At 71.6% G+C, this 12,200-nt stretch carries 12 protein-coding genes; 5 read left to right on the forward strand and 7 right to left on the reverse strand.

Annotation, left to right across the window (positions count from 1 at the left end):
• Positions 1–135: 135 nt before the first annotated feature.
• The gene (locus tag DEJ33_RS01260; RefSeq protein ID WP_111194133.1) at positions 136–1,122 is read left to right on the forward strand and encodes an aldo/keto reductase; all 987 of its coding nucleotides are present in this window, start codon (positions 136–138) and stop codon (positions 1,120–1,122) included.
• A 101-nt stretch (positions 1,123–1,223) separates the two neighbouring features.
• Here the strand turns inward: DEJ33_RS01260 and DEJ33_RS01265 are convergent, their stop codons facing one another.
• Positions 1,224–1,766, reverse strand: coding sequence for a TetR/AcrR family transcriptional regulator (locus DEJ33_RS01265; protein ID WP_111078355.1), 543 nt, complete (start codon positions 1,764–1,766; stop codon positions 1,224–1,226).
• Positions 1,767–1,859: 93 nt separating this feature from the next.
• Between DEJ33_RS01265 and DEJ33_RS01270 the strand changes: the two genes are divergently transcribed.
• Positions 1,860–2,870, forward strand: a complete 1,011-nt coding sequence (locus tag DEJ33_RS01270; protein ID WP_220034430.1) for an NADP-dependent oxidoreductase — start codon at positions 1,860–1,862, stop codon at positions 2,868–2,870.
• Complete coding sequence (locus tag DEJ33_RS01275) at positions 2,867–3,286, forward strand: nuclear transport factor 2 family protein (protein ID WP_111194134.1); 420 nt, start codon at positions 2,867–2,869, stop codon at positions 3,284–3,286. Before DEJ33_RS01270 ends, DEJ33_RS01275 begins: the two co-directional genes overlap by 4 nt.
• A 69-nt stretch (positions 3,287–3,355) precedes the next feature.
• Here DEJ33_RS01275 and DEJ33_RS01280 read toward each other — a convergent pair whose 3' ends face one another.
• The 4 genes from DEJ33_RS01280 to DEJ33_RS01295 form a co-directional block, all read right to left on the reverse strand.
• The gene (locus tag DEJ33_RS01280) at positions 3,356–3,835 is read right to left on the reverse strand and encodes an FBP domain-containing protein (protein WP_111194135.1); all 480 of its coding nucleotides are present in this window, start codon (positions 3,833–3,835) and stop codon (positions 3,356–3,358) included.
• 165 nt (positions 3,836–4,000) lie between these two features.
• Positions 4,001–4,759: a class I SAM-dependent methyltransferase gene (locus DEJ33_RS01285; RefSeq protein WP_111194136.1), complete on the reverse strand. Its 759-nt coding sequence runs from the start codon at positions 4,757–4,759 to the stop codon at positions 4,001–4,003.
• Between the two features lie 72 nt (positions 4,760–4,831).
• On the reverse strand, positions 4,832–5,740 hold the full coding sequence (locus tag DEJ33_RS01290) for a helix-turn-helix transcriptional regulator (RefSeq protein ID WP_181437240.1): 909 nt from the start codon (positions 5,738–5,740) through the stop codon (positions 4,832–4,834).
• Positions 5,741–5,810: 70 nt separating this feature from the next.
• Positions 5,811–6,818, reverse strand: a complete 1,008-nt coding sequence (locus DEJ33_RS01295; protein ID WP_146242501.1) for a M23 family metallopeptidase — start codon at positions 6,816–6,818, stop codon at positions 5,811–5,813.
• A 147-nt stretch (positions 6,819–6,965) separates the two neighbouring features.
• Between DEJ33_RS01295 and DEJ33_RS01300 the strand changes: the two genes are divergently transcribed.
• Both DEJ33_RS01300 and DEJ33_RS01305 read left to right on the forward strand, forming a co-directional pair.
• On the forward strand, positions 6,966–7,454 hold the full coding sequence (locus DEJ33_RS01300; protein ID WP_111078360.1) for a hypothetical protein: 489 nt from the start codon (positions 6,966–6,968) through the stop codon (positions 7,452–7,454).
• 151 nt (positions 7,455–7,605) lie between these two features.
• Entirely contained in the window at positions 7,606–9,816 is a 2,211-nt protein-coding gene (locus DEJ33_RS01305) for an NADP-dependent isocitrate dehydrogenase (protein ID WP_111194137.1), read from the forward strand.
• A gap of 231 nt (positions 9,817–10,047) precedes the next feature.
• On the opposite strand, the gene DEJ33_RS01310 is transcribed toward DEJ33_RS01305, so the two are convergent.
• Positions 10,048–10,506, reverse strand: a complete 459-nt coding sequence (locus DEJ33_RS01310) for a DUF3817 domain-containing protein (protein ID WP_111078454.1) — start codon at positions 10,504–10,506, stop codon at positions 10,048–10,050.
• Positions 10,507–10,622: 116 nt separating this feature from the next.
• Positions 10,623–12,062, reverse strand: a complete 1,440-nt coding sequence (locus tag DEJ33_RS01315) for a DUF4832 domain-containing protein (protein ID WP_111078361.1) — start codon at positions 12,060–12,062, stop codon at positions 10,623–10,625.
• Positions 12,063–12,200 lie beyond the last annotated feature (138 nt).

Below are 12,200 nucleotides of genomic sequence, written 5' to 3' on the forward strand. Positions count from 1 at the left end.
GACCGGGTCCGTCGGCGTTCGTGGTGTCGTGCGCAGGCGCCGCTGCCGTGCATTCCCGTCAGGCGGGCACGGCCAGTGCCTCCCTCCGACCGGATGCAGGCGAGTACACCGGGACTGCGAACGAGAGGACCACGCATGCAGACACGCAAGCTCGCCGACCTCCAGGTCGGCTCGATCGGCCTCGGCACCATGGGCATGAGTGCCTTCTACTCGGGTGCCGGCTCGGACGACGCCGAGTCCATCCGCACCATCCACCGCGCCATCGACCTCGGGGTCACGCTCTTCGACACCGCCGAGGCGTACGGCCCGTACACGAACGAGGAACTCCTCGCCGAGGCCCTGCGCGGCCGCCGCGACGAGGTCGTCATCGCCACCAAGTTCGGCCTGTACCACCACGAGGCCGACGAGCAGACGCCGACCCAGACCCGCGCGATCTCCAGTGCGCCGGAGTCCGTCCGCGTCGCCCTCGAGGGATCGCTCCGCCGGCTCGGCACCGACCACATCGACCTCTACTACCAGCACCGCGTCGACCCGGCCGTGCCGATCGAGGACGTCATCGGGCAGCTCGCCGGCTTCGTGCAGGAGGGCAAGATCCGCCACATCGGTCTCTCCGAGGCCAGTGCCGCCACGATCCGGAAGGCCCACGCCGTCCACCCGATCACGGCCCTGCAGAGCGAGTACTCGCTCTGGACGCGGGACCCCGAGGGTGACGTGCTCGACACCCTCCGTGAGCTCGGCATCGGCCTGGTGCCGTACTCGCCGCTCGGCCGTGGGTTCCTCACCGGAGCCATCACGAAGCCGTCGGACCTGGGCGCCGACGACTTCCGCTCCGCGAACCCGCGCTTCCAGGAGGAGGCCTTCGCGGCGAACATGGCGATCGTCGACGTGGTGAAGGGCATCGCGGACGAGGTCGACGGCACCCCGGCGCAGGTCGCGCTCGCGTGGCTGCTCGCCCAGGGCGACGACATCGTCCCGATCCCGGGCACGAAGCGCGTCTCGCGGCTCGAGGAGAACGTCGGCGGTGCGGAGGTCACCCTCACGGCCGAGCAGGTCGAGCGCCTGACGTCGCTGCCGCTGCCGACCGGTGACCGCTACCCGGACATGTCCAGCATCGGTCGCTGACGCGACCACCTGTCGGACGGGAGGCCCGGTGCCAGCTGGCACCGGGCCTCCCGTCCGTCGTCACTCACGACGGTGACGTCGTCGGACCCGAGGGGCCGCGATCAGGTCCCGAGCGACGTGAGCTGCACGTCGAGGACGTGCTCGCGGCGAGCGGGTGCGGAGGCCTGGCTGCGCGTCCACGCGAAGCCGGCGGCGAGGATGAACAGGTCGTCGCCGTCCAGGTCGGACCGAGCGACCCCGGCCTGCTGCGCGCGTGCGAGCAGCTCCGCGCCCGACGCCCGCATCTCGACGCACGCGGCATGCAGGGCTGACTCCGGGTCGTCGATCGCCGACGCCATCACGTCGATGACGCCGCGGTAGACGTCGGCGCTCCTGACGAACTCCCGGACCCAGGTGAGCAGCGCAGCGCGGGGGTCGTCGGCCGTCATCAGGGCGCGTCCGTGTTCAGCCAGTTCCGTGAAGCCGGTGCGGAGCAGCACCTCGAGCAGGGCGTCCCGGGTCGGGAAGTTCCGGAGGAGCGTCGCCAGGCCGACGTCGGCACGACGGGCGATGACGCGGAGGGACGCGTCGGCACCGTCCTCTGCGAAGACGGCGGCGGCCGCGTCCACCAGGGAGTCGTGGTTCTTGCGTGCGTCTGCTCGCATCCGGGCACCTCGTTTGCTATCTGGATCACTGGTCCATATATTCGGACCACTGGTCCACTTCGGTCCAGTCTAGATGACCGACAGGCAGACACGATGACCGAGTTGATGATGCACGCAGTCCAGGTCCACACCCCGGGCGGACCGGAGGTCCTGCGGTACGAGCAGGTGACCCGACCGGAGCCGCAGGCGGGCGAGGTGCTCGTCCGGGTCCACGCCATCGGGCTCAACCCACCGGACTGGTACATGCGGGACGGCATGACGATCCTGCCGCCGGAGTGGCGACCCGTCCTCGCCTACCCCCTGATCCTCGGCTCGGACATCTCCGGCGTGGTCGAAGCGGTCGGGCCCGACGTCACGGACTTCGTGCCCGGCGACGAGGTCTTCGGCCTGATCCGCTTCCCGGACGCCCCGGCGAACGCGTACGCGGAGTACGTCGCGGCACCGGCGACCGACCTGGCGCACAAGCCGGCGAGCATCGACCACGTCCACGCGGCCGCGGCGCCGATGGCGGGGCTGACGGCCTGGCAGTTCCTCATCGAGCTCGGGCACGACACCGTGCCGCCGTTCCAAGCGGAGCTGCACCGCCCGGTGCCGCTGCACGAGGGGACCCGGGTCCTGGTCAACGGTGCCGCCGGCGGTGTGGGCCACATCGCCGTCCAGCTCGCGAAGTGGAAGGGCGCGCACGTCGTCGCGGTCGCTTCGGGAGCGCATCGGCAGTTCCTCGAGGAACTCGGAGCGGACGAGGTCCTCGACTACACGGTGACGCCCCCCGAGGGATCCGGTGCGGAGTTCGACCTCGTCCTCGACAGCGTCGGCGGGCCGGACACCGGTCGGTTCCTCGCGAACGTCACGCGCGGTGGTGCGCTCTTCCCGGTCTTCTTCGGTCCCGTCGACCCCGAGCGGGCCGCGGCCGAGGAGGTCTCGGTCTCGAGCACCCAGGTGCGCGCAAGCGGTGCCCAGCTCGCGGAACTCGCCGAACTCCTCGAGACGGGGGTCGTGCGGGTCGCGATCGACAGCACCTACACCCTGGCCGACGCGCGGCTCGCGCACGAGCGGGCCGCGGCAGGCCACCTCGAAGGCAAGATCGTGCTCACCGTCGCATGAGCGCCGCGACCCACGAGATCCAGCAGGTCATCGCGCAGTACGGCTCGGCGCTCGATGCACACGACCTCGACGCCCTCGCCGCCGTGCACCGGGACGACGCCGAGTGGTCCTTCGCCGTCAGGGACCAGGTCGTCATGGGCCCGATCCGCGGGCGGGACGCCATCATCGGGTTCGCTTCCACACCGTCGGACGGTCCGCCCGTCCAGCAGCGGCACCTGCTCACCAACACCGTCATCACGGGCGGCGTGGACGGGACCAGTCGGGCGACCGCCCTCCTGACGCTGATCGCCGTCGACGGCTCCGCGCCGGTCATCGTCGCGACGGGCACGGCCACCTTCACGCTCAACGTGGCCGACGAGGTGTGGCGGATCGCAACGCTCCGCATCGCGTTCGACAACCCACCGCTGCCGCACTGACCGGACGGGAGGCGCGGTGCGGGCCGGCACCGCGCCCCCCGTCCGTCCCTGAGCGGTCCAGGTCCCGGTTCAGACCTCGGCGGCGAAGCCCGCGACGCGGAGCTGCAGGTCCTCGATGCGCCGGAGCCGAGCGGCGTCGACGTCGTAGCCCCCGTACGCCGGCGGTGGAGTCTTCCGGACGTTCCGCGAGCACTGGAAGTCCTGGCAGACCAGCGTGCCGACGGTGTCGCCCTTCCGGCCCGCCGGACCGGAGCGCTTGGCCGAGTAGAAGACGACTTCGTTCGGCAGCTTCACGTCCTGACACCACGAGCACTGGGCACGGGAGCGGGGGGATGCCTCGGCCTGCCGGAGGACGATGCCGACCAGGGCGCCGTCGAGCGTCGGGACGACGGCGTAGGCGCGGCGGGAGGTCTTGGGGTCCCGCCAGCCGAGGAAGGTCAGGTCGTCCCAGTCGACCGTCTCGAGGTCGGGGACGGTCATGTCGGTGAGCTCTCGGCGGGAGGCGTTGACGAAGGAGGCGCGGAGGGCCTCGATGGTGACGGGGAGCATGGTGAGCCTGTCGTTCTGGCACCGGCGCAGCAGTGTGCGTCTCAGGTGCGTTCGTTCTGGAGGGGTCGACGACGACGCCGTGTCGATGACACGGCAGGGGCGTCAGGCCCTGATGTCGGCGCAGGCGCCGACGACCTCCTCGGAACGGTTGCTCACAGCAGCACCCTACGGCTCGGCGACGACGAGCACCAGGGAGCCCTCGTACGAGGGCTGCACGCGGAGCCGGCCGTACCGGGCGTCCCACGAGCCGTCCTCGATCGCGGTGCGGAGGGCGGCGACCGAGCGGGCTGCGGTCATCTCGTCGACCGAGGCCCACGCCGGGTCGGCCCGGCGCGCGCTGGCGTCGAGCAGTCGTTCCGGCCGGGCGTAGTACGCCTCGGAGAACCCGTCGACGCACGTGAAGGGGATCGGCACTGGCGTCGTCGTGACCGCCCCACCGAGGGCATCGACGATCCGGTCGAGTGTCGGCCAACGCCCGGCCTCCCGTGCCAGGACGTCCGGGGCGTAGTCGGCGAGCCAGTGGTCCTCGATGCGCGCCGGGTCGCGGGTGAGCAGGACGACCGGCCCACGGGCGACCCGACGGACCTCGGCGAGACCCCGTTCCAGGTCGGGCCACACGGGAAGTGTGAAGGCCGACGAGGCGGCGTCGAACGAGTCGTCGGCGAAGGGCAGGGCCTCGTCGGGAGGCTCGACGGCGGTCAGATCCCGGTCGCGCGGCTCGTACGCCCCGGCACCCGCGCCCACATCTGCGCTCGCCTCCGCACCGGCTCGGACGTGGAGGACCGTACGGGCCTGCCCGAGCGCCACCCGGATCGCCCGCTCGAAGACCGGCTCCGGGCGACGATGGCGGGACGAGCCGTCGACGGTGCCGTCGATCCTGCCGCGCTCGGCGTCGCCGGCTGGTCCGTCCGCAGTCCTCGTCACGCCGTCAGCCTACGGCGGGCAGGTCGGCGGCAACCGGTCGGTTGCAGGCGGCTTCGGTCGGTCCGGCCGGTCTCAGTCGACCTGGTCGACCGACTCCGGCGAACGCACAGCGGCCCGCTGCTCCGCCAGCTCGGTGGCGGCCCAGGTGCCGAGGAGCGACAGGGACCGCTCGGACTCCGACCCGGCGTCGGCGCCGTACGTGAACACCGTCAGCCCGGGGTCGGCCACCAGGTCCAGCGCCTCGAACGTCAGCTCGAGGTCACCGACGATCGGGTGGTGCAGGTGCTTCCGGCCCGAGCGGTGCACGTGGACGTCGTGCTCGGCCCACCAGGTGCGGAACTCCTCGCTCTTCGCCGAGAGCTCGCTGACCAGTGTCATCAGCCCGGGCTCGCACGGGTTCGAGGCCGCCGTGGTGCGGAGGACGGCCACGGCGTCGCGGGCGGTCTGCTCCCAGCGGGGGAAGAAGTCGCGGGCGGCGGGGTCGAGGAACGCGAAGCGCGCCGTGTTCACCGGACGTCCGGCGCCGGCGAAGACGGGGGCGTAGAGCGCATGGCCGAGGGTGTTCGCGGCGACGATGTCCAGCCGCTCGTTGCGCACCCACGCCGGGGCGCCGGTGATCGCGTCGAGCAGTCGCTGCACCGCCGGGCGCACCGACGTCGGCACCGGACGGTGGGTGGTCTTCACACCGGCGTTCGCCAGGTGGGCGAGGTCCGCCAGGTGCGCCCGCTCTGCCTCGTCCAGCTGGAGCGCCGTGGCGAGCCCGTCGAGCACACCCTCGGAGACGCCCTTCAGGGTGCCTCGTTCGAGCCGTGTGTAGTAGTCGACGCTGACGCCGGCGAGCATCGCGACCTCGTGTCGTCGGAGTCCCGGGACGCGCCGGGTGCCCCCGCCGAAGGCCGGCATGCCGGCCTGGTCCGGGGTGAGCCGGGCTCGACGGCTGGACAGGAAGTCGCGGATCTCGTTGCGGACGTCGATACCCATGTGCCAAGGCTACGTGTGCGTCCCTCCGGTACCGGACGGGAGGCCCGGCACCGGTTCGGAGACCGGCTCGCTAGAGTGCGCGGCCGGTGTGGGCGGCGAGCCAGGCGGCCGGGTCGACCGGCAGGGTGCCGTCCATCAGGACCTCGAGGTGCAGGTGGGCTCCGGTCGAGACACCGGAGGACCCGACGCTGCCGATGAACTGGCCGGGCTCCACGCGGTCGCCGACCTGCAGGGGCGACGACCCGGGGATCATGTGGCCGTACAGGGTCGAGACCTTCCGGCCGTCCACCTGGTGGTCGATGATGACGGTCTCGCCGTACGAGAAGTAGATCCCCGAGACCCGGACGGTGCCCGCGGCGACGGCACCGATCGGAGCGCCCATGCCCGGGTTGAAGTCGAGCCCCTGGTGCAGGGACGAGCACGCGCCGCACGGGGCGGTGCGGTACCCGAAGCCCGAACTCATCCGGACCGGGCCCGGGAACGGGGATCGGATCGCGCCGCCGTAGGTCACCGTCTCACCGGCCACCACGGCGCCGGCGTCCGCCGACGCGACACCGCCGCCGACCGTGAAGCCGTCGCGCGAGGTGCTCGGGAGCGCCACCTGGGTGACGGCGAAGTCCTGGGTGCTCACCGCGGGGGCGAGGGTCGCGATCGCCGAGGACCCCCCGGTGCCGGCGTGGGCGGGCATCGCGGCGGCACCGAACATGGCGAGGGCGGCGGCGGCGCTCGTCAGGGTGAGCCGGCTGGCGCGGGCTCCGCGTCGGCGGCTGACGGCAGTCGTGGTGCCCGCGGTGCCCGTGCCGACCGTCGTCGTGCTGGCGATCGCGACAGCCCGCCGCGGGACCCGGCGGACACGGGTGTCGGCGTGCGTGACGGGCGGGGGCGTGACGACCGGGACCGCGACGACCGGGGTGGTGACGTTCGGGGTCGCGACGTCCGGGACGGCTGCCGGTCGCGCAGCGCGCAGGCGCGGCTTCGTCGCGGCGGTCTGCTCGGCCCGCTCCGCCGCCAGGGCAGCGCGACGCGTCAGGTGCACGACGGGCGTGCTGCTGGGGTGGTCTGCATCTGGGGGAGTCATGGCCGGAGCCCATTCTGCACCAAGCTGTCCGGTTGTACAGCCCCTCGTTCCGCGGCCATCTGCGGCGGGGAGTGCGGAGAGCGACCGGATCCGGGCCTCCCGGCTGTGGATCAGTAGGGTCGAGGCAAGCGACGGAGAGGACCCCTCATGGCCCGATCGCCGCGGGAGCGGCACGAACCCATCGACCTGCGGTCGGCGGAGGTCGTGCTCGCCGGTACCCAGGACCTGCTCCCCGTCCTGCGGGCGGCTGCCGTCCGTGCCGGGGTCGACGCGACACGGATGCGCGTCGTCGGTGTCGACGACGTGCCCGAGGTGGACGGGAGCGGCAGTGCCGAACTCGCCGTCATCGCCATCCGCCGGCCCGGCGATGACCCCGCGTTCCACCGTGCGCAGGAGGCCGCCGAGTTGCTCGAGCCCCTGCTCCGCCCGGGCGCGGTCCGCATCGTCATCACCGTCTCGCGGGTCACCAGGCTCGCACCGAAGCTCGAACACGCCCTGACGGCGGAGGTCCTGCACCAGCTCGGTGTGGCCACGGCGGAGTCGGGGTTCCGCCGACCGTTCCGGAACCTGCGCACACGGCTCGGGACGGCAGGCCTGCGGGCCGCCGGTCTCCGGGTGTTCCGCCTGACGGTCTGAGCCCCGGAGCCCTGCGGGGCTGTGCCCTTCCTCCACAGGTGCGGTCGGCACTGGTGCTCCTCCACAGGACGGGTATCTTGATGTCGAGACATCTCACGCCGCGAGTAGCGTGGGGGGCACGGACCGCGCGAACAAGGGAGTACCCGCCAGCATGGCCAAGATCATCTACACGCTCACCGACGAGGCCCCGTTCCTCGCCACCCACTCCTTCCTGCCGGTCATCGCGTCCTTCGCGAAGACCGCGGGCGTCGAGGTCGAGACCCGCGACATCTCGCTCTCGGGCCGGATCATCGCCCTGTTCCCGGAGCGGCTCAGTGCTGAGCAGCGCCTGGACGACGCCCTGGCAGAGCTCGGCGAGCTCGCCGGGACGCCCGAGGCGAACATCATCAAGCTGCCGAACATCTCGGCCTCGATCCCGCAGCTCAAGGTCGCGATCGCCGAGCTGCAGTCGCAGGGCTACGACCTGCCGGACTACCCCGACGAGCCGAGCACGGACGACGAGCGCGACGTCCGGGCCCGCTACGACCGCGTCAAGGGCAGCGCCGTCAACCCGGTCCTGCGCGAAGGCAACTCGGACCGCCGCGCGCCGCTGTCCGTGAAGAACTACGCCCGCAAGCACCCGCACCGCATGGGCAAGTGGAGCTCGGACTCCAAGACGAACGTCGTGACCATGGGCGTCGACGACTTCCGCTCCAACGAGAAGACCTGGGTCGCCCCGGCCGACGACACCCTGACGATCACCTTCGTCGGGCAGGACGGCAGCGAGCAGGTGCTCAAGCAGTCGATCCCCGTCGTCGCCGGTGAGGTCGTCGACGGCACCGTGCTGCACGTCGCCGCGCTCGAGCAGTTCCTCCGCAAGCAGATCCAGCGCGCGGCGGACGAGGGCATCCTGTTCTCCGTCCACCTCAAGGCCACGATGATGAAGGTCTCCGACCCGATCATCTTCGGGCACGTCATCCGGGCGTTCTTCCCCGACGTGTTCGCGCGCTACGGAGCCGACCTCGCCGCCGCCGGGCTCACGCCGAACGACGGCCTCGGCTCGGTCCTCGCCGGGCTCGACGCGCTGCCGAACGGTGCCGAGATCAAGCAGGCGTTCCAGGACGGCATCGACGCCGGCCCGGACCTGGCCATGGTCGACTCGGACAAGGGCATCACGAACCTGCACGTCCCGAGCGACGTCATCGTGGACGCCTCGATGCCCGCGATGATCCGCACCTCCGGGCACATGTGGGGCCCGGACGGCGACGAACACGACACCGTCGCGGTCATCCCGGACTCCAGCTACGCCGGCATCTACCAGGCCGTCATCGAGGACTGCCGTGCCCACGGCGCCTTCGACCCCGCGACCATGGGCTCGGTGCCGAACGTCGGACTCATGGCGCTGAAGGCCGAGGAGTACGGCTCCCACGACAAGACCTTCGAGCTGCCGGGCGACGGCGTCGTCCGCGTCACGAACGCCGCCGGGGAGACCGTCCTCGAGCACGACGTCGAGCAGGGCGACATCTGGCGCGCCTGCCAGACGAAGGACATCGCGATCCGCGACTGGGTGAAGCTCGCCGTCACCCGTGCCCGCGCCAGCGCGACGCCCGCCGTCTTCTGGCTGGACGAGACCCGGTCGCACGACGCCGTCCTGATCGGCCTGGTCCGCACGTACCTGCAGGAGCACGACACCGACGGGCTGCAGATCGAGATCCTGTCGCCGGAAGACGCCATGCGTTTCTCGCTCGACCGCATCCGGCGTGGTGAGGACACCATCTCGGTCACGGGCAACGTCCTGCGCGACTACCTGACCGACCTGTTCCCCATCATGGAACTCGGCACCTCGGCGAAGATGCTCTCCGTCGTCCCGCTCCTCGGCGGCGGCGGCCTGTTCGAGACCGGTGCCGGCGGCTCCGCGCCGAAGCACGTGCAGCAGCTCGTGCAGCAGAACTACCTGCGCTGGGACAGCCTGGGCGAGTTCCTGGCCCTCGCGGTCAGCCTCGAGCACCTGGCCGGTGTGACCGGCAACGCCCGCGCGAAGGTGCTGGCGGACACGCTCGACCGCGCCACCGGGACCTTCCTCGACGAGGACAAGTCGCCCGGCCGCAAGCTCGGCTCGATCGACAACCGTGGCAGCCACTTCTACCTGGCGAAGTACTGGGCCGAGGAGCTCGCCGCGCAGACCGAGGACACCGAGCTCGCCGCGGCGTTCCAGGGCCTCGCGACGACCCTCGCCGACCAGGAAGAGACCATCGTCGACGAGCTCGTCGCGGTGCAGGGCCACCCGGCGGACATCGGCGGGTACTACCGGCCCGACGACGCCAAGACCGGTGCGGTCATGCGTCCGTCGGCGACGCTGAACGCGGCGCTCGCGAGCCTGTAGGCGCGACACACGACGGACGGGAGGCCCGGTGCCAGCTGGCACCGGGCCTCCCGTCCGTCGTGCGCGCCCTGCCTGCACGCCCTGCCCCTGCCTGCGCGCCCTGCCTGCGCGCACGGCGGCGTGCCGCGGGGCCGGTCCCAGACGCGAAAGCGACAGTTCGCGCCGGTTCTCCCGCGCACATCTGTCGCTTTCGCGTCCCAGACCCGGCCGCGCCCGGCAGCGGTGCGCGACTCAGCGGGACGGCACCGGCGGGCCGAGGGCCAGCAGCACGCCGAACACGGCGGCGACGAGCACGACACCGACCAGCGCCGAGAGCACCGGGTGCCGCACGACCACGAAGAGCAGCCGGTCGAGCGGACCGTGACGGTCCCCGGCTGCCGCGCGCCGACGCCATCTGCCGTCGAGCATGCCGCGGCGGGCGACTCCGACCTCGAACGGCAGCGTCGTGTACGGAACGATCGCGCTCACCCACCCGAGCACCGTGGTGCCGAACGACCACCGCTGGTTCACCGCGACGACCGTCGTGACGACCAGGTACGCCAGGAACACGAAGCCGTGCACCCCGCCTCCGACCCGGACCGGCCAGTCACCGGCTCCCAGGCCGTACTTCAGCAGCATGCCTACCAGCAGCAGGGTCCAGGTCACGAGTTCGGCGATCGCGAGGCCGCGGAACAGGGATCGAGGGGTCATGGCCTCCATCGTGACGGACGCCGGATGGAAGTCGCGTGGACGAGCGCGGAACGACAGCAGGACGCCCCGGACCGCAGAGCCCGGGGCGTCCTGTCTGTGTCGTTCGGCGGTCCGCGTCAGCGTCGGACGGTGACCACCTGCCCGAGCTGGTTCACACCGGCGGCGGCGTCCCAGGTGCCGACGTTCGCCGTCTGGATCGCGAAGGCCGGGTCACGTGCGACCGAACGCTCGGCGGCGGGCATCGCGAGCGCAACCTGCCACTTGCCGGACGGCACCTTCGCGAGCGACGCGGTGACGGTGGCGGTGGTGCCGGGCTGCCACGACGACGCGTCGGCACGGACGGGCACCGTGACGTGCCGGTGACCGTTGGTCAGCACGAGCTGCACCGGACGGTGGTTGTACGGCGCTGCCCAGCCGTCGTTGCGCACGGACACCGAGACCGCGGCGTGCTTGCCGGAGGTCACGGTGCTCGAGGTCATCGTGAACCGGTAGCCGAGCTTCTTCGCGGCGTCCGTCATGCCGGCCTGGCCCCAGGTCGACAGGACGTCCTTGTTGTAGTCCAGGTTCAGGTAGCTGTAGTGGTACTTCGCCATCTCGGCCGAGGCGGACGGGTACTCGGACCGCGGTGCGTTCACGGCGCAGGTCTCACCACCGACCGGGACGTACCGGGAGTCGGCGGCCAGGTAGTCCTGGTCGAGCGACAGCGGGTCGGTCAGGAAGGTGCCGAAGTCGTCGGGGGAGGCGAGGAAGCAGTCGTTGTGGTGGCCGATCCGGGAGGCGGCCGAGCCGTTGTGCGCCTGCTGCGGCGTGAGTGCGCCGGCGGTGCCCGACGTGGTGCGGAGGGCGTCCTGCTTCATCTGCATGGTGCGCACCTGGATCGAGCGGCTGGACGGCAGCGCGGCGAGCTCGGCCTTGACGACCTGGCGTCGGGCGTCCTTGTCCGCGTCGGTCAGCACGCCCGGGTTGGCCGGGTCGCTGGCGAAGTGGTCCGTGTAGTAGCCCTCGCCCCAGAGGCCGATGAAGCCCTCCTGCAGGGTCGGGATGACGTCGGCGTTCCGGCGGAGCGTCGGCGTGAGCTGCTTGATGTGTGCGAGCACGGTCGGCAGGTCGGCGTCACCGTACGGCGCCGAGTACGGCCAGTTGCCGCCCTGGACGTACGCGAAGCGGGTGATCACGCTGACGCCGGCAGCACGGGCGGTGTCGTAGTCGTGCTGCACCAGCTTGAGCCAGGCCGGGCTGAGGCGCCGCTGGTCGACGAACGCCTCCATGTAGAACACGCGGACGATCTGGGTGACACCGTCGGCCCGGTAGCCCTCGAGCGTGGCGGCGTCGAGCGGGGTGTAGCCCGTGCCGTCGGCGCGGTAGTGCGTCTCCGTGGTGTGGTCGAACCCGCGCTGGGGGTTCGGGATCACGGCGTCGCTCGCCGTGTAGGTCACGGTGGAACTGGTCGGTGCCGGGTGGTGGTCGCTGTGTGACGACGACGCCCACGCGTTGGTCGGCACGGCGAGTGCGATCACGGCCGCGAGTGCGGCGGTGGTGATGGTGCGGTGCTGCATCGGACGAGCCCCTGTCCTCGGCGCGGGTGCGGATCGACACCCCTGGTGTCGGAACCTGCGCGAATGTGATCTGAAGGTAGGTCAAACGATCAGAAAACACCAGCACCAGTTCCTCGTATCGATTCGATCTGATCTTGG

It is taken from the genome of Curtobacterium sp. MCPF17_047 (assembly GCF_003234045.1).
Classification (GTDB): domain Bacteria; phylum Actinomycetota; class Actinomycetes; order Actinomycetales; family Microbacteriaceae; genus Curtobacterium.

Coding starts and splice junctions, on each gene's coding strand:
- DEJ33_RS01300 (WP_111078360.1), top strand. CDS start 6,966: ATGGCCCGATCGCCGCGGGAGCGGCACGAACCCATCGACCTGCGGTCG.
- DEJ33_RS01310 (WP_111078454.1), bottom strand. CDS start 10,506: ATGACCCCTCGATCCCTGTTCCGCGGCCTCGCGATCGCCGAACTCGTG.
- DEJ33_RS01275 (WP_111194134.1), top strand. CDS start 2,867: ATGAGCGCCGCGACCCACGAGATCCAGCAGGTCATCGCGCAGTACGGC.
- DEJ33_RS01265 (WP_111078355.1), bottom strand. CDS start 1,766: ATGCGAGCAGACGCACGCAAGAACCACGACTCCCTGGTGGACGCGGCC.
- DEJ33_RS01305 (WP_111194137.1), top strand. CDS start 7,606: ATGGCCAAGATCATCTACACGCTCACCGACGAGGCCCCGTTCCTCGCC.
- DEJ33_RS01295 (WP_146242501.1), bottom strand. CDS start 6,818: ATGACTCCCCCAGATGCAGACCACCCCAGCAGCACGCCCGTCGTGCAC.
- DEJ33_RS01290 (WP_181437240.1), bottom strand. CDS start 5,740: ATGGGTATCGACGTCCGCAACGAGATCCGCGACTTCCTGTCCAGCCGT.
- DEJ33_RS01280 (WP_111194135.1), bottom strand. CDS start 3,835: ATGCTCCCCGTCACCATCGAGGCCCTCCGCGCCTCCTTCGTCAACGCC.
- DEJ33_RS01270 (WP_220034430.1), top strand. CDS start 1,860: ATGACCGAGTTGATGATGCACGCAGTCCAGGTCCACACCCCGGGCGGA.
- DEJ33_RS01260 (WP_111194133.1), top strand. CDS start 136: ATGCAGACACGCAAGCTCGCCGACCTCCAGGTCGGCTCGATCGGCCTC.
- DEJ33_RS01315 (WP_111078361.1), bottom strand. CDS start 12,062: ATGCAGCACCGCACCATCACCACCGCCGCACTCGCGGCCGTGATCGCA.